The organism is Alteromonas gracilis, from assembly GCF_043642145.1.
GTDB lineage: Bacteria > Pseudomonadota > Gammaproteobacteria > Enterobacterales > Alteromonadaceae > Alteromonas > Alteromonas gracilis_B.
In genome coordinates this window covers 271,402-293,746 of sequence record NZ_JBHZRZ010000002.1, presented here as the reverse complement: position 1 = coordinate 293,746, position 22,345 = coordinate 271,402, and the positions used below count along the sequence as shown (strand labels likewise).

General features: G+C 41.9%; 18 protein-coding genes. 7 read left to right on the top strand and 11 right to left on the bottom strand.

The features are described from left to right. The first annotated feature begins 44 nt into the window (after nucleotides 1-44). Complete coding sequence (locus ACHUFN_RS05395; RefSeq protein ID WP_394221282.1) at nucleotides 45-734, top strand: YehS family protein; 690 nt, start codon at nucleotides 45-47, stop codon at nucleotides 732-734. Nucleotides 735-908: 174 nt separating this feature from the next. Then, entirely contained in the window at nucleotides 909-1,457 is a 549-nt protein-coding gene (gloA, locus tag ACHUFN_RS05390) for a lactoylglutathione lyase (protein WP_394221281.1), read from the top strand. A 101-nt stretch (nucleotides 1,458-1,558) separates the two neighbouring features. Here gloA and ACHUFN_RS05385 read toward each other — a convergent pair whose 3' ends face one another. Both ACHUFN_RS05385 and ACHUFN_RS05380 read right to left on the bottom strand, forming a co-directional pair. Further along, nucleotides 1,559-2,800, bottom strand: a complete 1,242-nt coding sequence (locus ACHUFN_RS05385) for a M56 family metallopeptidase (protein WP_394221280.1) — start codon at nucleotides 2,798-2,800, stop codon at nucleotides 1,559-1,561. Beyond that, nucleotides 2,793-3,185, bottom strand: a complete 393-nt coding sequence (locus ACHUFN_RS05380; protein ID WP_394221279.1) for a BlaI/MecI/CopY family transcriptional regulator — start codon at nucleotides 3,183-3,185, stop codon at nucleotides 2,793-2,795. The genes ACHUFN_RS05385 and ACHUFN_RS05380 overlap by 8 nt, the downstream gene beginning before the upstream one ends. Nucleotides 3,186-3,497: 312 nt before the next feature. Between ACHUFN_RS05380 and ACHUFN_RS05375 the strand changes: the two genes are divergently transcribed. The 3 genes from ACHUFN_RS05375 to ACHUFN_RS05365 all read left to right on the top strand — a co-directional run bounded on the left by ACHUFN_RS05375 (nucleotide 3,498) and on the right by ACHUFN_RS05365 (nucleotide 8,516). Beyond that, entirely contained in the window at nucleotides 3,498-4,739 is a 1,242-nt protein-coding gene (locus ACHUFN_RS05375) for a putative DNA modification/repair radical SAM protein (RefSeq protein ID WP_394221278.1), read from the top strand. Nucleotides 4,740-4,754: 15 nt separating this feature from the next. Continuing rightward, entirely contained in the window at nucleotides 4,755-5,555 is an 801-nt protein-coding gene (locus tag ACHUFN_RS05370) for a TIGR03915 family putative DNA repair protein (protein WP_394221277.1), read from the top strand. Between the two features lie 246 nt (nucleotides 5,556-5,801). After that, a complete protein-coding gene (locus ACHUFN_RS05365; RefSeq protein WP_394221276.1) occupies nucleotides 5,802-8,516 on the top strand; it encodes a DEAD/DEAH box helicase in 2,715 nt (904 codons plus the stop codon). Between the two features lie 293 nt (nucleotides 8,517-8,809). Here ACHUFN_RS05365 and ACHUFN_RS05360 read toward each other — a convergent pair whose 3' ends face one another. The 3 genes from ACHUFN_RS05360 to ACHUFN_RS05350 form a co-directional block, all read right to left on the bottom strand. After that, nucleotides 8,810-10,384: a formylglycine-generating enzyme family protein gene (locus tag ACHUFN_RS05360; protein ID WP_394221275.1), complete on the bottom strand. Its 1,575-nt coding sequence runs from the start codon at nucleotides 10,382-10,384 to the stop codon at nucleotides 8,810-8,812. A 151-nt stretch (nucleotides 10,385-10,535) separates the two neighbouring features. Continuing rightward, nucleotides 10,536-11,198: a DUF2306 domain-containing protein gene (locus ACHUFN_RS05355; RefSeq protein ID WP_394221274.1), complete on the bottom strand. Its 663-nt coding sequence runs from the start codon at nucleotides 11,196-11,198 to the stop codon at nucleotides 10,536-10,538. 18 nt (nucleotides 11,199-11,216) lie between these two features. Continuing rightward, the gene (locus ACHUFN_RS05350; RefSeq protein ID WP_394221273.1) at nucleotides 11,217-11,936 is read right to left on the bottom strand and encodes a hypothetical protein; all 720 of its coding nucleotides are present in this window, start codon (nucleotides 11,934-11,936) and stop codon (nucleotides 11,217-11,219) included. 148 nt (nucleotides 11,937-12,084) lie between these two features. On the opposite strand from ACHUFN_RS05350, the gene ACHUFN_RS05345 reads away from it, so the two are divergent. Both ACHUFN_RS05345 and ACHUFN_RS05340 read left to right on the top strand, forming a co-directional pair. After that, on the top strand, nucleotides 12,085-12,783 hold the full coding sequence (locus ACHUFN_RS05345; RefSeq protein WP_394221272.1) for a response regulator transcription factor: 699 nt from the start codon (nucleotides 12,085-12,087) through the stop codon (nucleotides 12,781-12,783). Then, nucleotides 12,780-14,072: a HAMP domain-containing sensor histidine kinase gene (locus ACHUFN_RS05340; RefSeq protein ID WP_394221271.1), complete on the top strand. Its 1,293-nt coding sequence runs from the start codon at nucleotides 12,780-12,782 to the stop codon at nucleotides 14,070-14,072. Before ACHUFN_RS05345 ends, ACHUFN_RS05340 begins: the two co-directional genes overlap by 4 nt. A gap of 101 nt (nucleotides 14,073-14,173) precedes the next feature. Here ACHUFN_RS05340 and ACHUFN_RS05335 read toward each other — a convergent pair whose 3' ends face one another. The 6 genes from ACHUFN_RS05335 to ACHUFN_RS05310 form a co-directional block, all read right to left on the bottom strand. After that, a complete protein-coding gene (locus ACHUFN_RS05335) occupies nucleotides 14,174-15,091 on the bottom strand; it encodes an alpha/beta hydrolase (RefSeq protein ID WP_394221270.1) in 918 nt (305 codons plus the stop codon). Between the two features lie 104 nt (nucleotides 15,092-15,195). Beyond that, entirely contained in the window at nucleotides 15,196-15,753 is a 558-nt protein-coding gene (locus ACHUFN_RS05330; RefSeq protein ID WP_394221269.1) for a nucleoside/nucleotide kinase family protein, read from the bottom strand. 162 nt (nucleotides 15,754-15,915) lie between these two features. Continuing rightward, nucleotides 15,916-17,010, bottom strand: coding sequence for an MBL fold metallo-hydrolase (locus tag ACHUFN_RS05325; protein WP_394221268.1), 1,095 nt, complete (start codon nucleotides 17,008-17,010; stop codon nucleotides 15,916-15,918). Nucleotides 17,011-17,297: 287 nt separating this feature from the next. Further along, complete coding sequence (locus ACHUFN_RS05320) at nucleotides 17,298-17,654, bottom strand: VOC family protein (protein ID WP_394221267.1); 357 nt, start codon at nucleotides 17,652-17,654, stop codon at nucleotides 17,298-17,300. A gap of 646 nt (nucleotides 17,655-18,300) precedes the next feature. Beyond that, a complete protein-coding gene (locus tag ACHUFN_RS05315) occupies nucleotides 18,301-19,788 on the bottom strand; it encodes a hypothetical protein (RefSeq protein ID WP_394221266.1) in 1,488 nt (495 codons plus the stop codon). A gap of 270 nt (nucleotides 19,789-20,058) precedes the next feature. Continuing rightward, nucleotides 20,059-22,044, bottom strand: a complete 1,986-nt coding sequence (locus ACHUFN_RS05310; protein WP_394221265.1) for a class I adenylate cyclase — start codon at nucleotides 22,042-22,044, stop codon at nucleotides 20,059-20,061. Nucleotides 22,045-22,345: the final 301 nt, after the last annotated feature.

The window sequence follows — 22,345 nt, the reverse complement described above, 5'->3', positions numbered from 1 at the left end:
TTCACCGCGTCATTTTTATATTTTTACACTTCAGGCCCACTTACATGATCCACAACGATGTTTTACGTCGCCTTCGCTATGCGTTAGCTATTAACGACACAGCAGCAATCAGCATTTTCAAATTAGTAAATTACGACATGGAGATTGAATATTTACACGCTGTGATGAAGCGAGAAGGTGAGGAGGGGTATTTGCCCTGTCGTGATAAGATTATCGCGCTGTTTCTCGATGGGTTAGTTATAAAAAATCGTGGTCGCCAAGAAGGGCAAGAACCTAAGGAGTTGGGGCCAAAAGAGCGTTTAAGCAATAATGAAGTGCTGCGCAAAATTCGCATAGCCATGAGTTACAAAGACGACGATATGATTGCCGTGTTAAAGCTGGCAGATTTCAGAATCAGTAAAGGTGAATTGTCCGCGTTTTTTAGAAAGCCAGATCACCGCAACTTTAAGCCTGCGGGCGATCAGGTCGTGCGTAATTTGCTACAAGGCATGGTAAAAAAATATCGCCCAGAATCTACACGACAGTCTTCTCAGAAAGCACCTCAGAAAACGTCTCAGAAAGCGTCTAGTGCAGGAAAACCTGCTGGTGCTAAGCCAAGCTCGTTGAATAAAGCGCCTAATAAACCAAGGCCAGCAGATTCAAAAGCGCAAGGCACAAGAAGCAACGCGAAAGCATCGCCTGAAAAAGCGACTCCTTCAAACTCGGTATGGGGAAAGCTTCCCAAAAAGCAGTAACGTACATTCTGCCTGAACGAATCTGCGGTTAAATGCATAGTAGGGGAGACTGAGTGCTGTTGTAGTTAAGCATATCACCCTCACTTTGATGTATTCATGCTGAAGATAGCCACGTTCGTGTACCTTCAGTTGTATTTACGCTAAAGCAAAGCCACAACGCAAAGGATGACTATTATGAGCCGACACTTCGAGCAAGCCGGAGGCCTCTACGAAGAAAAAGATGCTGAGACACAAGGTTTTGTGTTTAACCAAACCATGCTGCGCATTGCCGATCCCAAGCGCTCTCTAGATTTTTATACGCGAGTTATGGGCATGACCCTGTTAAAGCGTTTAGATTTTGAAGAAATGAAGTTTAGCTTGTATTTCTTAGCCGCAGGTGACGACTTTTCTGATGTTTCTGAAGATGAAAGTGAACGCACACAGCAAACGTTTAGTCGTCCAGCTATGTTAGAGCTAACCCACAACTGGGGTGATACGCCAGAATCAGCGAGTTATCACAATGGTAATTCTGAACCGAAAGGCTTTGGTCATATTGGTTTTCACGTTCCTGATGCAGAAGCTGCCTGCGCGCGCTTTTCGTCATTAGACGTGCCATTTCAAAAAGGTTTAAGCGATGGCTCGATGAAAGGTATAGCGTTTATCAAAGACCCAGACGGCTACTGGATTGAGATATTTGACGCGACAAAAGTGGCCGGAACCTGCGCACCACACCTAAAAAAATAGCATAGCTAAACAGGCCTCAATCAAACCGCAATCTGTTTATTTGGCAAACAAAACACTAAAAGGAGCTTCAGCTCCTCTTAGTATTCTGGTGACTATATTATTTATTTACTTGGTTTTGGCGGAATAATAATACGCTCTACTTCAGGGTTGGCGTTCTTCTCTAAACTTGCAGTGTCTAGGGTGTCGCCCAGTTGATAGTCTAGCTGTACTAGCAGCCCAGTTTGCCTTACTCCTTTGCCACCTTGAATACGCGGTTTATATTCCCATTGTTTAAGCGCTACTTTGGCGCTTTTTTCAAATACCCCTTCAGGCTTAGATTTCACAACTTTTACGTTATCGGTTGCACCAGTTTCAGTAATATCGAAAGATAAAACAACAAACCCTTCTACATTTTTTTCAGCCGCCTCAGCTGGATAAATGGGTGGAACGCGTTTAACTGGCGACGCTTCGTTTATCTTGGCTTCTGACTTTTCTGGTGCTGAGGGGCCGTTGGCCAAAGCAGTGTTTACGGTGAGTAAAGCGGCAATAGAAAGCACACCTGCTGCAAGTACTTTATTGTTGCGCATTGGTTGTTTAATAGCATTTAAACGTTTCATCATAGTCCTTTTTTCTCCAAAGGTTGGGTAAAGCCCTTGTGTTCGGTGCAGGGCATTTGAACAATGCTCAGCACACTGCACTAGTGCTTTCGCATAGGTAAGCTTTTCTTTTTCTGTTTTGTTTTTAAGTACAGCGTGGTCACAGGCCAACTCCTGGTTAACCCTGAACGATTTCAACGCAAACCAAACCACAGGGTTGAACCAAAAAACAATGGCAATGATTAGCGCCACCGAATTCCATAGGTGGTCGTTATGTTTGCGATGTACATTCTCATGCTCTAAAACAAGGGCTTGCTGCTGCGAAGAAAACGCACTTTTGAACGTGAAAGGAATGAGCACTTTAGGGCTGATAAAACCAAACAGCATAGGCGTGGCTGCTTTGCTAGAGTAATACGCATTGGTGTGTACAGCGCGGCGCTTACCAATTGATAACCATATCGTAACGTGGTGCAGCAAAATATAGGCGGTGATTGCGCTTACGCCAATTGCCCAAAGGGTAAACCATGTTTCGAAAGCGTTGACGCTAAGTGAGGGCTTAACGCCAACGACATAGCGGCTGAAGTTGTTTGAGGGAATGCTCACTAACGACATTGGAATATTGTTCACTACCAAACAAGCGGGGACTAATGCCCAAAGCTTGTAGCTAAGTGATGCGCCTAACTTAACGGTAAAAAAATGCTCGCACACCATTAGCAAAATAAGTGCAAGTGTAAGAATACCTTGCTGGGCGATGAGCCAATCAATCATTGTTCTTTTCCCATTCTTTAATAAGCGCTTTTAGCTCGTTTACATCTTGTTTTGAAAGCGAGTTTTGGTTAGCAAAACCTGCCACCATAGGCGCAATTTTTCCTTTGAATAAACGACTTACAAAGCTTGTCGTTTCTTTTTTTGTATAGTCTTCCCTAGCAATCAATGGGTAGTACAAGTACTGCCGTTGTTGTTTTTCAAACCCCAGCACATCTTTTTTTACCAGTCGGCCTAACAGCGTTTTCACGGTTTTCTCGTGCCAGTCTTTTTTATCATTTAGACGCGCAATGACTTCATTTGAAGTAGCAGGGTGGTCATCCCAAAGTACATCAAGCACTTCAAATTCGGCGTTTGATATTTCTGGTTTGTCTGACATTTTACTCATAAGATTGCTTTCTGTTTTTATGATTACATTTGTAGTCCATGGTTTAAGATTACACTTGTAATTTAACAATGCAAGGTTTTTCTGTGTGTTTTCTGAACTCGTGCTTTTTTGTTTGATAGCTGCAATTTTTCAGTGGGCGGATTCAGCCGGTGCAAAATTTAATGATTGAAATTAAAAATACTGTATATTTATACATATTGTGAGTGTTAGGATATGACGGAATCTTCATCATTGATACACATGAGTCTGTCTATTGCTTTACATTGAATCGACCGCTTTTGTGTATTCGCAAAAAGTAAGTACGAATTTGCAATGCATGACAAACTGATACAAAAACTCGAAATACTTTCGGACGCAGCCAAGTATGATGCTTCATGCGCAAGCGGGTCAGCAGGCAAGCGAAAGGCTGATAAAAATGACAAAACGGGCATTGGTTCGTTAACTGGTGGCTCGGGCATATGCCACAGTTTTACCCCAGACGGGCGATGTGTTTCATTGCTTAAAATTTTAATGACAAACTACTGTATTTACGATTGTCATTATTGCATTAATAGAGTGTCGAGCAATGTTCGCCGTGCGCGTTTTAGTGTGAAAGAAACCGTAGATTTAACGCTGAATTTTTATAAGCGTAACTATATCGAAGGCCTGTTTTTGAGCTCAGGTATTGTTGGGTCACCAGACCTTACTATGGAGAGCATGGTGCGCATTGCTAAATCGTTGCGTATCGATCACGGATTTAAAGGGTACATCCACCTTAAGACAATTCCCAATGCTTCGCCTGAATTACAGGCTGAAGCTGGCTTATATGCCGATAGGCTAAGCATAAATGTAGAAATGCCAACTCAACCTTCATTGAATAAATATGCGCCCGAGAAAGATCTTGGCGCTATACATGGTTCCATGAACACGCTGAAAGACAAAATAGCTGAACACAAGGTTGATAAAACCTATTCAGGCAAGCGTCTACCCCGTTTTGCGCCTGGTGGCCAGTCTACGCAGATGATCATAGGCGCCGATGACTCAAATGATAAAATCATATTGGGCACGAGTGTAAAACTGTATAGCCAACAAAAGCTGCGCCGTGTTTATTATTCTGCGTTCTCGCCTATACCTGATGCATCTGAAGTGTTACCGCTTAAGCCCGCGCCGTTAATTCGTGAGCATCGCCTTTATCAAGCTGATTGGCTATTGCGTTTTTATGGCTTCAAGCTTGATGAAATAGTGCACGATGACATGCTTGATATGGACCACGACCCTAAACTAGCGTGGGCGTTACGCAATCGTCATATATTTCCTATTGATTTAAATAAAGCTGACAAGCTGCTTTTATTGCGCGTGCCTGGGCTTGGCGCGCGCACGGTTCAAAAAATTCTGGCAATTCGCAGGCACACAAAGCTTAGTTGGATGGACCTCACCAAGATGCGCTTGCCACTTCAAAAGCTGAAACCTTTCATTAGTGTAAGTGATTACTCACCTAATATTCACTTGCTTGATAGCAATAACTTCGAGCTGCAATTCAAACAGCCAAAGCAGTTTGAATTGTTTAGCGCATAGTGAAGCGGCAACATAATGAAAACTATCACTATTACTTCGACACCTGGGTACGACGAGTGGCGAACGGCTGCAAGAGAGTGCTTGGCCCAGTCTATCTCGCCAGAGCACATTATCTGGCAGTGTTCACACACAACACAGAGCGACCTGTTTGGCGATATTGAGCAAGCTCAAGCTACAGAGGTACAAAAAACGCAAGCAATGCACAGCATTCCCAAGTCGGTTTTAATGCTATTCAAATATGCACTGTGTCATAACGATACTAGTCGCTTCGCGTTGTGCTATCGGGTTTTATGGCGTGTTATTTTTGAGAACAAAAACCTTCTTCGGCTGAAAACAGATGACGACGTTATGAAGCTCTATTCCTTGGTGAAAGCGGTGAAGCGCGATGCGTATAAAATGAGTGCGTTTTTACGGTTCAGAGAGATGACGCACAACAACCAAGAGCACTTTATTGCATGGTACGAACCGGAGCATTTTAGCTTAGAAATTAAACTCGACTTCTTCCAAACCCGATTCAAAAATATGCGATGGTCTATTCTCACGCCCTACAGAGCTGCCCATTGGGATACAGAAGCGTTAACCTTGGAAGATAACCCTGACTCAAGCGTTCTTCCCGATAACGATCGCATTGAAGAATATTGGCTTACCTATTACGCAAGTATATTTAACCCCGCACGTATCAAGAAGAGCGCAATGTTGAGCCAGATGCCTAAAAAATACTGGAAGAACATGCCTGAAACATCGTTGATTGATGACATGATACGAAACTCAGAGGCAAGAGCCCGCAAAATGATAACTGAGGGGAATAAGCGTTAGGGTAGGTGGAGAAAAATGAAAAAACAGACGGCACAAAATCCTGTCACCATCGTATTACACTGCTGGAAAACCGCGAACTTGAAAGCGCTAATTTGTGTTTGAGCCGAACGTAACGAGACCCGTTACCGAAAAAAGACTAAGTTCTGATTTAGGGTAAGCGAAGTGCTTGTGGTTTATCGATATTTGACCATACAATTCATTTAAAGCAGACTCTCAGCATGCGGTGTACTATTTCTAACAATTAAAATGCAAATTAACGGACTGATCGGATATTACAGAGAATGCTTTAAGGAAGATTCTTCTGATTTTAATCTTCGGAATCTTCTACGTCTAAAAAACGAAGACGTACTCTTCATTTCTGGACAGGACGAATTAGCAACCGGAGATCTCCATAGATTACCCATCGAACCTCATTACGGGGAATCTCTGTCAAAACGAGTAGAAATTTACCAGCGTGAAAGGATATTGCTCTACGGTTCATTATTTGTTTCGGGAAAATTACGCAACGATGGAGATGCTGTATCCCTGTTTAGCCCGTTAGTCGTAAATGAAGCTCGCATTGAGTCGGATGAGTATGGGCACTATTTTACCGCAGACAACTCTGGCGCTTTTGTTAATGAAGAGCTATTGTCACTGTTGTTGCCCGATTGCACAGAGCTCCCTGTCATTGATGTTAACAGGTTATACGAGCCATCATTTTGGATAAACCTCTTAGCAGAAAGCCCCTATGAAATTGATTGCCTTGAGAGTCTGAAATTTCCTCAGCTAGGAACCAAAGATGACGCATCACGAGCAATGCGCCGCAAGCACCCGAGTTTACTTCCCATTTCTTGTCTAGCATTCGTAGAGCGTTCTGCAAGCAGTCGAGGAGTGATACACGAATTGTCAATGTTGCTTGATCGAGAAAAGCTATCAGCTCCACTTTACGCAATAATGGGTGGGCAACAATCATCAGATACTGACACCCGCCCTAACTACAATCTTGTTCCTAGCACCCTTAGCAAAGCACAGAAAAAAGTGCTTAAAGTGGCTGCCACAGAATCACTCGCCGTTGTATCTGGCCCTCCAGGAACTGGAAAAAGTTTTACTATTGCAGCTGCTGCGGCAGAGCACTTTACCCGAGGAGAAAGTGTTTTAATTGTCGCCAATTCAGACACTGCTCTTGATGTCATTGCCAGCAAACTTGCAGGTGACTTTGGTTTGGACAATTTGTTTGTGCGGGCGGGACAAAAAGCCGTTTTAAAAGAATTCAAGCAGTATCTTGATGACCTACTGGCTGGTTATTACGACCACTCAGAAGCAGACCTCGTAAAAGACCATAAAAAGCAGTTGGATAAACTGATCAACAAAATAGAGTCCGATGAGACTGGTTTGGAAAAATTGAGTGCTAATGCTTTTAAGCAGGGCAACAGAGCACATAAGCTGGCAACTGATTCGGCCAGTCTTTGGGATAAATTGGTCCATAAGTTGAGCACACCAGCCATCCACAAAGGAGAGAAGCTTTGGCAGATATCTCGGCATTTTAACCAAAGAGTACGAGAAAAAGAGGAGTTAGCTACAAGATATTTACGCTCTGAGAAAGCACGAGTCGTTTCTCACCTTTTAAAGTCAGATCGCAAAGCTGTTCAAATTCTCAATAAAGCATCTCGCGCAAGAACATCTTCTAAACAATCGGAATACTATTCTGAAGCTAATTTTTCATCTCTTCTAAGGGGATTTCCTGTTTGGCTAGTTACGCTGAATACGTTGCATAGAGTATTACCGCTTGACTATGAAATGTTTGACCTGGTGATAGTAGACGAGTCAACACAATGTAATATCTCCAGTGTATTACCTGCTTTCGCACGGGCGAAAAGGGCCTTAGTGGTTGGCGATCAAAAGCAATTGAAACACTATTCTTTTATTTCTAGGTCAAAGCAGTTAGCAATAGCTGACCAGTTTGGAGTAAAAGGTCATGATAAAGCGCTGAGTTACAGGGACGCCAGCATCTTGGACATGGCTTTGCAAAGTGTTTTAAACCAAAATCAGGTGGCATTTTTAGATGAACATTTCCGCAGCCAACCAGAACTGATTCATTTCAGTAACGAGCATTTTTATGGTGGTAAGCTGAAAGTTATGCAACATCGTCCATGTTCAACTGTTGGACATGTTTCATTGATTGATATTGGCGGCATTCGAACTGATGCGGGCACAAACGAAAAAGAGGCTGAAGCAATTGTTGCTGAAGTTAAGCAAATCATAAAAAAAGATAGTGAATTACAGCTGTCTAGAACCATTGGCATTCTCTCCCCGTTTAGCAAACAAGCGGCATACCTCTCCACTCTTGTAGAAAAACTCATTCCTCTCGAGTGTATTCAAAAGCATCAAATTAAAGTATCCACGCCCTATGGCTTTCAAGGGGAAGAAAGGGACATCATGCTTATCTCTTTTTGCATAGACGATGACAGTAAACGCGCCGTGGCATATCTTAACAAGCCAGACGTATTTAATGTTTCGGTCACCCGTGCAAGACAATCCACTGTTTTGTTTAAATCGTTTCAACCGACCAATTTGCCAAAGGAAAATTTGCTACGCCAGTATATTGCCTCAGTAGACAGCTTCATCATTAAACACAAGTCCGAGAAACAACCTGATGAATTTCAAGGTGAAGTGATAGAAACGTTGAAGAGTCTAGATATTGATTGTTGGGGAGGTTACGAGATGCTTGGAACCTATATCGATGTTTTGGTAAAAAATGGTGATCGATACCTAGCAATTGATTTAATAGGTTACCCTGGACCTTGGGAAAACTATTTTGAGCTCAACACATATAAAATTATTAAACGTGCCGGTATAGAAATCTTTCCATTAAGCTATGCGCTTTGGAATAAAGATCAGACTCGATGTGTGCAAGCAATCCTTGATGCCCTAGGACGAGGCGACAAAAGTAGAGGTGAATTGAAACACGGAAAACTCAAATGAGCTAGTAGCGTATCTTGTGTTACCAATGTAATTCTGCCTCTGTGACTGAAAAGTACGTGAAGCGGATATTGATGTGAAAAAAACTGCACGGCAGATTTGAGCATCTAAGCGGTCGTTCAATTTTGTGGGAAACGAGAGGTTATGAGTGTCCGAAGTTTGAGGTCAGCTCAATGTCAGATGATCTTTGATCTTTTGTAGATGCCGACTTTCTTACCATCCTACCCCAAAAGGGGAAAGATCTTTCTTTTTTGAGATGCGGGTACAACCTAAGTAAGTTGTTACCCGCTGTTGAGTTAGGGTTTTAATAACAGCCAATCCAGCATAAACCATTTTTGATTTGCTGAACGTATCTCTAGCGGATAGCCTCCTTCAATCCATGATGCTTTATGACGGATGTTAACAAAGCCCTCTTGGTTTGAAAGAGAGATACGAGCAACTAGGTGATGACCTTGCCAGAGTTCAAAAGTGGCTCCATCCTCGCCCCTAACGCGGACTTCAATCATGCCAGTGCCACTTTTTTTACTAGTAAAGGCAAACTTGAGCCATGCAGGAAGAAACGGAAATTGACCCGTTACATAGTGTTTCGGATTGTGCATAAAGCCCACTGCAGTTGCATCATCTTTATCCTGTATCCAAGTAAATTTTTCTGCGAAATATTGCTCGGCTTCGATTTTTTGATTCACTAAAAAAACAGGTGCATTACCCAATTGCGCTTGCCTGCTAGCTGGGCTTTCACCTTGGTTGTTGATTGCATAAACTTTGTAACTCACAAGCCCTTTTCCAGGTCGGTTATCAACGTAGAAATTAGTCTTGATTTTGTCTGCAACTTTTTGCCAATCGCGACTATGCTTTCCGTTGGGGTCCAGATAACTGCGATAGACACTATAATGCTCAGCTTCAGGTTGAGTTTCTTGCCACTCAATACGTGTCTGTGTATCAGAGACAACTGTGGCTGTTACGTGCTTGGGTGCATTCGGCAAAGTCATCATTTTTTCGTGTGTTTTTCTGGCTTGCTTTTGTGCAACATCTAGGTCTTGCAAAAACATTTCCGTTTGCTTGCTAATTGGATATCTTTCTGTACTGTCTAGCACTAGCCGAAAGCCTTCAATACTGCCATAAAAATCAGCCAGTATAGTGTCAGGGACTTTCACACCGCGAGCTTGCCAATGCCAAGCCTCACCCGCAACATCATATTCTAAGCAGTTTTCAGACTTATCATCATCCCACCTAACGCAAGATTCTTGTAACTCTCTGACATTGCCCATCATATCAAACAGGCCCAGTGAATTTGGGCGATACATGCCTACCACTGTCTGATATACAGCGCCATCGTTACATTGTGCACTTATATCGTAGCGGTGACCATGATCGCGTAAAACTCCTGCGACTGAAGCAAAGTCTTCTGTATTCTCGTATTTGCATATTTCGGTTTGCGAGTAGTCTTCACCAAAGTCAAAGCGACTATGCTTACCTTTAGAGGCTGCGTACTGCCATTCATGAAGTTGAGGTAGTCGATAGGGTTTTCCGGTGACCTCTGATAACCATCTTGCGTAGGCTTTGGCTCCTATTACTCCAATACAAGAGACTGGGTTGAATGAGTTTGCGACAAGTTCAGGATGATCCCAATTGGCAGGTGTTTCAGGATCGGGCCAACTAGACGGGCTGAAAAGCATGCATTTCTTCGGTACTTCATATCCTGTGGAAGCAATGAAGCGTTTGTACTCCTCTACAGTGACTTCATATTTTCCCATCTGAATGTTTATACCGCTATCGGCATTTACAATAGGAATCATTACTGGCTCTATGTGCTGCGCGTTTACACCCGCAGTACTCGCTAGGAGCCCCAAAATGGATAGATAAGATCTCACGTTTTCTCCTTTTTACATTGCGGCATCAGCGATATCTGCTAATGCATTTCCTGGATAGTCCAGTCACTAGGATTAATGGCTGGACTTTTGATTGAAAATTAAAAAATAGATGTCGCAGTAACTGATGACTGTGTTACTCCTCTTGATGCTGCTAAGCTTTTCGAGACGATAGCCACTTTACTTTTAGCACCCAATAAATCGCTGATAAGATGACAAAAATTACAGGAGCAATCAGAAATTCAATTGTTCTGATGGCTTCGGGAAAGTGTTTTGCTTGTCCCAAAAAGAAAGCGGCAGTAGACATGAAAAGTGGAAAAAACATACGCCATAAATGGCGCACCAATTTGTCAGTCCCACATAGCCCACCAACTTGTAAATAGCGAAAATCTGCTATGGCACAGAATGCCAGTGCGCAACCAAAAATAAGGTAAGCCCAAATCCCAAAGCCACCTAGTTTACCGTCGGGACTTAGGGTGGTCTGGTATGCAAACCAGGCAAAACCAGCTACAAGCATTATGGCAAAGCCAAATAATACTCTATCAACCAAATTGGTTTGCTTATCCGATTGCCTTACGACATTAATTGCCGATAGCACAAAATAACAAAGTACCAGCCCATTCATGATTGAAATGGGAACCTCTCTCACGACAGCGATAATCGTCCCACTTATTCCAAGTATTAGCATGGACGACACATATAACTTTCCTAGTTTTTTGTGTAAGGCGCCTCCTTTCAGAGTCAGGATAACTGCATACCCAGAAAGCAATACAATGGCTCCGGCTAAGATGTGAATGATTACGGCTATAGAAATCATATTCTTCGTCCTTAACTGTTAATGTGTTGACTGGCTATCAGGCGATAGCAGGAATTCGTCTGACTTAAATCCATATATCAATAGATAAAAAGGCACGACCAGCTGGGTTATGGATAAAGGGAGTTGGATAATGTTGGGAATCGCTGCTTGAAAAAAAGTATGGCCTACCGCGATAAGCTGGCCAAAGACGGCAGCGATAGCAAATACGCATAAAAGCGTTGGTATCATTCGACCTCTTAGCAAGAAAATATAAAAAACAAACAAACTTGTGCTGGAAATAAAAATAGATAAAAAGTGAGCTTCGTTTCGTCCTGCCGCGATTGAGGTTCTAATTAGCTCCAGTGTGGAAGCAGAGGTATCAGGTTGAAGATCGATTACTGTAGTTAAAAATGTCACGTATTTTGAAAGCTGTGCGTATTCGTTCGCACACATAACAATGCCAGCCGTGGCTAATAGCACCAAAACTCGAAAAGTTCGAAATTGACGCTTAATTTGTTGTTTAGGTAACAGTAATCCAAATACTAAATTTAGTGCACTTACTAGCAGCGCAAGCAATGTGGCTACGCCCAAAATAGTGTTGAGTAACTCAATGGGTGTCTCATTGTTATAGGTCAGAATAGGCTTGAGATAATAAAAGTTTAATAATAATCCTAAAGCCATTTGCAATAACATTAAGCAGCCGATGGCCTTAGATGAAGTGCACTTCTTAAATATACCTTGCTCAAATATGTCAAACATACAACCATTCCTCAATTTCGTTTGAAATGATCATACTTAACTATTTATGCAGGCTGGGTAACACAGTGTAACAATCGCGCGTTATTATTTGTTATTGGCACTATGCTAGGTCAGTATTACTTTGGACAAACAGCTACTATGAACGCCCATGACTAAACTTTTGATGATTGATGATGACAAAAGCCTCACCCAGAGCCTTTCACTTTTTTTTCAAAAGCACCATTATCGTTTGATCTACGCAAATGACCCCCATGATGGATATGAATTAATAAAGGCCGAGGAGCCAAAGCTTTTATTGTTGGATGTCACGATGCCGACGATTGACGGCTTTACACTGTGTAAACAAATCAGAAAGACTTACAGTATTCCAATTATCATGCTAACGGCCCGAGGACGACTTGAAGATAAAGTGCACGGTTTTGAGATAGGTGTAGACGACTATTTACCCAAACCTTTTGAGCCTCTCGAGCTTCTGGCACGAGTCCAAGCTTTGTTACGCCGCAGTACACTTCGCGAGGAAACCACTCTTCAACAGAAAGGCGTTATGTTCTATGCAGGTATAACCATTTATCGTGAGCAGCAACTTGTGAAGGTTGATGGAGTCGAAATACACTTATCTGGTATGGAGTTTCATCTTTTAGAGGCTCTCGCATTGCAACCTGAGAAAGTGTTTAATCGAGAGCAAATTACAGGGGTCTTAAGAGGCGTTGAAGTCGATTTATATGGGCGTTCAGTAGACATATTATTGAGTCGACTGCGTCAAAAACTAAATGATTCAGCGGCCTCTCCTAGATTTATTAAGACGATTAGAGGTGTTGGATATACCTTTATTGGGACGCCTTTATGAACTTTTCACACCTTAATTTGTATGCCCGTTTTTTCCTGATATTTACCTTTACGACTATTTCGCTGGCGATTTTAATCATTTTAGGAAGTTTTGCGATTTCTGAAGATGAAGCCGTGGAAATCATAAGAGAAAGAGAGGCATCTTTACATTTGATGATGACAAACCTGGTTTCGGGCCCATTGGATATCGAAAAATTGACGGAGGAAGCCAAGAAAAACCGCGTAGAGATTCAAATTACCCAGAATGAAACGTATTGGCGTACAGGCTCGGTGTTACCTCCTCCCGAAGAGCTAAGGCAAGGTGCGATAAGGATTGGTAGGTTGCATTTTAAAAAGCAAAATTCAAACTACTTCCTCTCTGCAGACTTGCAAGATTACAGCATCACTGTAACGTCGAAAATAGCAAACCTAATCGTTTTCCCGGGTTGGATAATATATTGGCCTTGGGTTGGGATAATCTTTGTCTTTGGATTCAGTTACTGGTTATTGGGGAGTCAACTTGCGCCAATTAATCGAGCTATCATCAGCGCATCAGAGATCAGTGAAGGTAATTTTAAATATCGAATTGATAATCATCCCAAAAATGATTTAGGCACATTAACCAGAGGGTTAAATACAATGGCTGAAAAAATAGAGCAATTGTTTGCGGCTAAAACTGAATTATTACTGTCAGTAAGCCATGAATTGCGTTCACCAATGGCAAGGATGAAAGTTTTACTGGCACTACTAGATAATGGAGACGTGGAAATAAAGCTTAATAAAGAAATTAACCAAATGGATGAGATTGTAGAGCAGTTATTGGAAAGCGAACGCCTCAAGGATGCGGGAAATTTACTTAACATCGATACCTACTATTTACCTAACGTTATGGCTGAAATATTACGCCAGTTTAATGAAGAACCCAAAGTACGAGTAGACGGTCACGTACCTGAAATAGCATTGCAAATAGATTTAGGTCGCTTTAAGTTTTTGATAAAAAACCTCATTGAAAACGCATTGAAACACAGTGGAGTGGATTCTCCTGTACTAATCAGTTGCTCAGAGAAGAACGACTTGCTCGAAATAGGCATCAGAGATTTTGGTAAAGGGATTGATGAGCGGGAAATTGAGAGGATATTTGAACCATTTTCTCAGGCTGGAAATATAGTTAATCGTTCAAACAGCGGAGTAGGATTGGGATTGTATTTATGCCGTCAAATAACACTCGCTCACAATGGTGCTATTGAAGTGCAAAGCGCACTAGGAAAAGGTAGTACGTTTACTGTGCTATTACCTGTCAAAGTCAACTGATAGACCGCTTGTTAACAAATAGAATTCAAATAACACCACTATCTATACTACAATTTGGTTACTTGCAATCTCAGGCTAGACTGATCTTTGTATCAGTCACTTCAAGTGGCCCGATTTACTTTTTTTGCTACTTCATTAATACAAAGTTTAGCTGAATCAGATATAGCGGCGAGCTGAAAAAAACCATGAATTACGCCCAAATAATGGTCCAAACAAACGTCAACACCATGTGACTGCATTAGTTGATATAGTCGTTTACCTTCATCACACAAAGGGTCAAATTCCGCAGTAATTATAGTGGTGGACGGTAGTCCGCCAAAGTCACATTTTAATAAGTCTAACTCGTGTTCGATAACTTCTGAATCCACATTTGAGTATAGCTCAAAACCAGAGAGTAACGTTTTTGCGGTAATGATATAGTCCGTACCGAATTTCTTGTAACTCTGTGAGCGGCCTTTTGGGTCGAGCATAGGATAAATTAAAATCAAATTTCGCGGTAGCCAACTACTAAAGCGCCTTAGTCTAAGAGTCGTGGCTAGAGCTAAATGGCCTCCCGCGCTATCACCAATGAATGATATTTTCTGTGGGTTACCACCATACTTGTTTCCATGCTGTTTGATACCTATCACCGCTTGATAAACGTCGTCATGTGCAGCAGGATATTTATACTCCGGCGCTAATCTGTATTTAATGCAGACAACAATGGAATTAGAAAGACGGGCAAGCTGTCGCAGCTGTGGTTGATGTGTTTCAATCCCGCCACTTATAAAACAACCGCCATGAAAATAAATAATAATAGGGAGGCAGACTCCGCTGGAAGGCTTATATATCTTAACCTGAACGCCGTTCAGAATATCAGTAAACTCACTTTCTAATTTTGGGCTATCTCCACCCAAATACGAGGACGCGATATAGCCAGCGCGGCGCTGGTAAACTGACTGCTTTGATGCACAAGGCTTCCCATTTGATTGAAATTCATCTACCAACCTTTTAATGCCTGCCTCTAACTTTTCGTTCACTCATTAAATCCTTAACTAAATGGTATTGATCTGAGTCGAAACAAACGTTTTTGCGGTAAAAATTAAGACTCTCATAACTCTGGCCGGTTTCTTCTTAGACTTCATTATATACTCTTTGGACTAGATAATGTTTTCAGCCATTGCTGAATTTGCCTCGAAATAAATTCAACTTGCTGAGTGCTCTTGATAATCAAATCGCTATCTTGACGAACTTCATCATTTACTTTTATGTAGATTTCCCGAAGGTAATCATTATATTTATTTAAGTAGTTCGCTAGGGATTCAGTGGAGTAAGAAGGTGAGGAATTAAGATGCCTCATTATGACTCGCGATAAACACACTTCCATAGGAGGCTCTAAAAGGACTACGTGATCGATTAGTGAAGACATGACCTTCCTGCACTTGCCGAATGGCTCTTCTATAAACAAATAATCTTTGTTGGTAGAATTCTTTAGTTTGTGTAGTTCTTCTGTTAGTTCCGGCGTTTTAATCGCTGAAAAATCGATATCCGTTTCAAGCCATAACTCCATAGCTTCAGGGTATGTATTACCACTGACATAGTCATCAAAAAACAAGCTATCACAGAATAACTCTTTAGATAATTGATTAATTAAAGATGTCTTACCACTTCCAGAAATACCGCTTATAGTAATAACTTTCATTTTACAATCTGCTTCATCTTCTATGCATGTTGAGTTAGATACAGTGTCTAGAAAATCTATTCAAATAGAAGATTACGATAGACAAGCGAGTATCTACTTCAACATTTCTCTTGCTAAGAGGCTTTACATTAATACTGCTTAATCGCAGCGTAGGCGGACTGACTAATTACGAACTCCTGTGAACTGTTCTACAAAATCAACATGCTCTCCGATTTTCAGAGGTTGAATAATAAAGTCGGGCTGTACATCTTCTACAACTTTTGCCAGCCGTCTCAGGGGTTCGTTTACATGCTCATACCCAAGAGACCAAGTACCGTAACCCCAGGGAATAAATAATTTGCACCCGAGGTCTTGTCCCGCCTTTACTGCGTCTTCTGGGGACATGTGCATATACCTAGCTGATCCTGGATAGGCAACTATCGGCATCAAGCATATATCAATATTGCCAATGTGTTGGGCTATGTCCTTAAATATAGGGCTATAGCCCGAATCTCCAGCAAAATAAATACGGGTAACACCATCATCAAACAGCCAACTCCCCCACAGGCTTTCATCAATGTCGGAAAAACTGCGGTTTGACATATGATTTGCTGGTAAAAAGTGGATTGTCGTATCATTGTGACTTGTTTTTGTGTACCAATCCATTTCGATAATAGAGCCTTTATCAAAATCTACGTCATCGGCGTTATCCAGCGGCAAATAAAGTCGGGTTCCATTATTAAATCCATCCAAAGATGAGCTATTTAAGTGATCATAGTGATTGTGAGATATCGCCACACCACTTACGAATTCTAACTGTTCAGCTTTTATAGGCGCTGGTCCCAGTCTTTTGAGTGAATCATCTAAAATACTGCCAAGCCACCCGAAACCATCAAATTCTTCAAATACTGGATCTGTTACCAATGCATCTCCATTACCTAACTGAATCAAAAAACTCGCATGGCCTAACCAAGTGACGCGGTTCACTTGGGTTGCATCTATATCAATGTTCGGAAAAAGCATATCGTCAAACCTAAATCCTACGGTTTTATCGAAACCCGAATAAGCAAATCCAACGATAGATTTCTCTACCTTTTTCTTCTCATCAGGCAACAAGAATTCCATTTCGTCGTATTTATTGTGCGGACCTTTACCTTGGTATTTTGAGACATATATATTTTGATATTTCGAGCCTGACCTCTTGAATTGAGAGTTTTCTAATCTCGTAATGTCGGGCTGACAGCCGAAACAAAACAATAAAGTGATATTAAGAACCACAAATTTCCTAGTTATTGTCATGAATTCTTACATCCAGTAATTGTAAAAAAAGGGAATGTACACGTCAGAGATTTTGAGTCTAAAAGCATTTTTCACATATGATGTTTAGCGGAAGTATTAAATGAGTCGCAATTCAAACTTTCTACCGAAGTACAGCTCCATGACTTCTTCGCCTAGATAATAAGTAGTCGAAAGAATGAAGAATACTGACAAGCACACAACTAATGGTCTGGCCGCTAACTCTTTAGTACAAAGCAGCCAGTATAGGAGTAAAGATTACTTGTTAATTAGGCTGAGAATACGATCTTGTTCTTGTCCAAATCCCTTATGTATGCTGAATATTTCGGCCCTCGATGTCCAGGTTTACCTTCACAACTCCCGCCTAGTGCCATCGCTTTTTCATAAAGTCTATTTACCTCATCTTCAGTGCCTACGTTTAATCCGAGCATCGTCCCATTTCCATTTGTAGCTGGCTGCTTATCAAAAGGTATCGCCAATGCGAAGGCAAAATCCTTACTCTCCCAATATGCCATTCTGTCAGTTCTAAGTCCTTGATTCAGAGTTGTTCCTGCAAAAAGAGCACTATAGAATTGGATAGCCCCTTCCATGTTATTGGTCCCGAGTACACAATAGTCTAATTTCATTCTTTTTTGCTCCTTAGAGTTTTACTAAGCTAAATGGCTAACTCAAAAGTTTTGAGGTGATTTGTCATTTTTTTCTTTTTCATATCTCTCTGATTTTCCGAGAGTATTAACGTCAACAGCGTTGTAGGATATCGCCGGAAGAGATTACTGATATGGGATTTCGATTACAACGAAAGGTATTTCATTGTTACGTTATGTTACTTTAGGGGGGGATTAAGGAATTTTTTGATAAAGGCTAAATCATTGTAATTTAGGCATGTTAAAGCTAACGAAAATACAGCCTTTCGCATTCGGATGTGGGGAGGCTCACGCGTTGTAGATGCTAATATAAGTTAAACGCAATTTGTTGTCCCATAATCAGCAATCACAGGGTGCAGAATTCATAATTTATGCGGTCACTCTATCCGGAGCGAAATTTTGGTAACTGAGTACTCAAAAGAATAGATGGTGGCCAGTTAATTTTTACCTAGTGGGCGTATATGTGTTGTTACTAGATTCAAAAAAAGCGACCCTGCCCACGGATTTAGGCAATGATATTAATTGCTTGCCCATTGAGCAGTTGAGTGCAGAACCAGCTTTCTTGTTTACGTAATATTCTTAAGAGTTAGGTAGCACGCTCATTCAGTGAGTGTGCTACCTAACGAAGTTAGCACTCGGCCCAGGTCACGCCGTCAGCCGTACATTCTTTAATAAATGTACCGTCGGCTTGGTAGACCTCACGATACCATTCAAGCTCATTGTTGATTTCACCTTTGTACTCAAGTACTCGGTGTTCACCAGTATCGTCTGTGCGACGCTTATACCAATACGTATATATTCCCCTAGTTACAGGGTCGTCAAATTTGTACGGTAAGGTAGAGAAAAAAGCAATGAGCTCATCAAACGAAAGCGTGTTTGCTTTGTCTCGAAGATCAACCCAGTTTGGAAGGGCCGAATAGTCGGCGTCAAACTGACCAGCAGTAAAACGTGACTCGTAGCTAATACCGTTTTCGGTGTAATCCACAGAGAAATTTCGCTCACTGCCTTCGCTATAACTATCAGGTTGGCAATCTTCCATCGTATCAGCAAACGCAACTGCGCCATCATTAAAAAGGGTGTAGCTATTACCGTCTTGCTCTACACTGACATACTCACCCAATGAGCATTTGTAGTTTCCTTCATTGTTGTGACCCCATTCTACAGCAGTCCATTGACTGGTAAGGTGGCCGACTCCCCATGGCTCGTCTTTCACATCTCTACGGAAGAAAACACCTTGCTCTTGGTCTAAGTCGTCATTCATTCTCATCATTTCGGAATAATAACCCGATGTAAATGTAACCGTGATGTCACGGAACCAGTCATCTTTGTATTGAAAATCGGCAGTTACATCGGGGTGTAAATGCTTATAAGGAGCAAACTCAACGCGTGAATATATAGCGTCAGGGAAGTCCGCTTCTAATTTAGCTTTGTATGTGTAAGCTGCTTGCAACCCTTTAACGATAGTTAACGCCAAAGAATGGGCTTCTTGATCATCGTTAGCGATGTAGTCGCCAAAAATAGTGTCGGCAGATAAATTGTATCGGCTAACCGTCGTATTTACCGCTTCAAGCAGTTTATCCTTAACTTGTTGGCGTAACTGTGCATTATTCTTTAAATCGTTACATGAAACAGGGTCGGCGCTGACACTGCTTAAATCAGATTCAAGTTGAGAGGCTAGAACTGTAGTAAGAGGCGTTATTGAGAATAAATCCGCATTGGCCAGCGGAATAGCATTTTGAAGTCTAGGCGGCAGTACCATCTGGTAAGCTTCTGTCACCTCACCGGAATCTTCATCCACAGCGCCTACAGGAACATCAACAATCATGCTTGCGTAATCAATACAGCTGCGTTGGCCTTCGCTCAACTCCAATGAGTATCTTCCCGCATCACCAGAAACTGCCGATGGTTCGAAGCTATCTAAGTTCCCGTTACCGTTAATGTCTAACCACACAGTAGCGCCTGACACGTAACCGTCTATAACGTTTCCAGAAACTGAAAAGAGCGGTGTTTGGCCAACTTCTTCATCTACAGGCGGGGCATCACTTCCTCCGCCACCACATCCAACTAATGATAATAAACCGAGGCTTAAAACGCCCTTAACCAGAGACGACTGCATAGTGCACATCCTTGCTGACTTTTTTAAAAGATGATTTTTTATTTTATCGATATAGCTGCAATTGAAGCTGGTATCGAATAGCGTATATTTGTTTAAAACGAACGACTTAGAGAGTTCGATTTTGATCAAATACTGATACTACACGAAGTGTATAATTATCAAGAACCCAAGAGAGCAAGAGGAAGGCTCAGCTCTGTAAAAAAGAATGTACGCTCGATTAAGCGTGTCTCATAGAAGCGTCAATGAACAAATAGCTTCGCGCTAATACTTTCAATACAAAACAGTAAAGTCGAGTTCGTTAGACTCTAGAAACTCCCCCAGAATTCGAGACTGCTGATTTCCCCTAGGAACCATCACGTAGCAAGACGGCTTTGGTGTTACCTCTTGTAAGTCGTACCATAAGTTATCAAGTACTTCATCACCGTGTTTTAAGAAAGTTTCGCCCCACGATGTGGTATATAAAATAGACACATCTTCTACTGTGGCTTTTTGGCGCAGTGTAGGGAAATTTACAATGGCAAAGCATGCGGTGATGCGCTGCGGTGCTAGTAAGTCGTTGCGTGGCAATGATGACACTTTAATAGGTGGGAAGTACTTGCACAAATGTTTAAGCAAGTCATTCAAGTCTAACTCGCTTACTTCACCATAGTTATAATCTAGGTAAACCTTACTGTTTGTATCTATGATCTTGCTCGATACCAGCCATACCATTAACGCAATGGCATTAGAGGCTTGAGTAATTTTTTGTGAGTCGTCGATAATGCCTGATTTACTTAGTAAATCACCTGCATATGCCGACCATATTTCGTCGCCATTTTTAAGTTGGCGCATGGCTATGGTAATTTTTTCGCAGTACAAGCTTTCGTCAAAGGCTCTCCGCAAAAACTCAATTTTATCGGCTTTTTTAGAGTAGTAAGTACTTAATCGCCTTCCGAGCACGGTCATGTCTTTTTCGTCCATCACCTGTTTGTGATGGCTAAGCTCTTTAGAAATGCGGCGATAGCACTTTAATAAGAACCGATGAATTCGACGACTAAGCTGCACACGCTCGTTAAAAGTCCAATCTTGCTGATTATCCAGGTGTACAAGTAGCTTTCGACTCCAGCCCCACTGCTTGGCGTATGAAGCTATAATTTTACGCTTAAAGTTGGCTTGCTGGCCTTCTTCAATGGGATGGCTTAGCGCACACCCGCACTTCATATACAGACACTGCTGCAATATGGCAATGTCTTCAGCTTGGCCATTTGCTTTGTAATGGGTAATAAGTTCGTCGAACATCAGGGCATAGGGGTCGATATCGGCTACTTGCCCTGGTGCTTCAGCTCCGCGATGAACGTGCTTTTTAAGCAGATTACACAGTGGTTGTCCGCTAGCAATGTTGGCTAGATAAACTTCTAGCTTCGCCATTTTCAATACCGACTTGAACGGAGAGTCCATGGCTTTACCTAGCTGCCAAATTGCTGCGCCAAATAACTCGCTGGCATCCAATCTATCAAGGTGGCCTAAATCCATAAACCAGTCCACATCGGGTGACCCACCTTTCTCAAGACTATTGAATATGGCCTGATATTGCTTTTCAGTCGTTTTCTCTGGAGTCAGCCACCAAAACGGGGCTTTGCCTGCCACTACAATATTGGTGTTGTAAAACTCGGCTTTTAGAAATAATGCTTGCGCGGAGCCTGCGCTTTCACCTTCTGCCACACCAAAGTCGTTTTGTTTGACTTTGTCTATTTCAGATAAAAAGAAATGCACTTCTATACCGAAAGCATCGTCGGCCCATGTCTCTATTGCGGTAAGCTTTTGTTGAAGTAAAGAAAGCTCAGCGTCGGAAAAAAGCTTGCCGTCAATGCATACCCAAAAGTCGAAGTCTGAATCATCGGTTTGGGCAATTGTGCCCACACTTCCCATAAGAACCAGTGAGTCTACTGCACGCTGCCGTGGCCAAATTTGTTTTATGTCGGCAAATAAGTGACTTTCTTTTGGAAAGCATCGCAACAGAGCTTTTTCTATAGCGGGCCTAAATGAATAGTTATTTATACCAAATGGCACGTTTTCGCCGGACGACAGCGGGGCAACGTAACCAGGAAGGGATTCGTGATTAACGTGCACAAGGAAAGGAAGTACATGAAAAAGAGGCTTGTGTTTTTCAGGCATGAGCGTAAGTGCACGCTCAATTCGTGCCTTATTATACCTTAATACACGCAATAACCTTATGGTGAGGTTTTGCTGAACCGATAGCGGCTGTTGCGCTGCCATTATGTCAATCTGCACTTCATCATGCAGCCAAGCATAGCGCTATTTTGTGTCGACTTCCTCAAATTTCGCTAAGAAAAAGCGAATCTTAACCAACAACGTTTAATCTTATGCTCTTGCCCACGAATTTTCGAAAGTTCTTACTAGCGCCAAGTCATACGCGATTTATCTTAAAACAGCCAAGCCCCAAATTACGTTCAACGCTATCCTATAATTCGGTGTTTGGTATTTATAATTCGCCAGTTTGCTTAAGTGCTTCGCTAAAAGGTGTCCCACATCGCTTTTTAAACCGTATGCTAGGTAC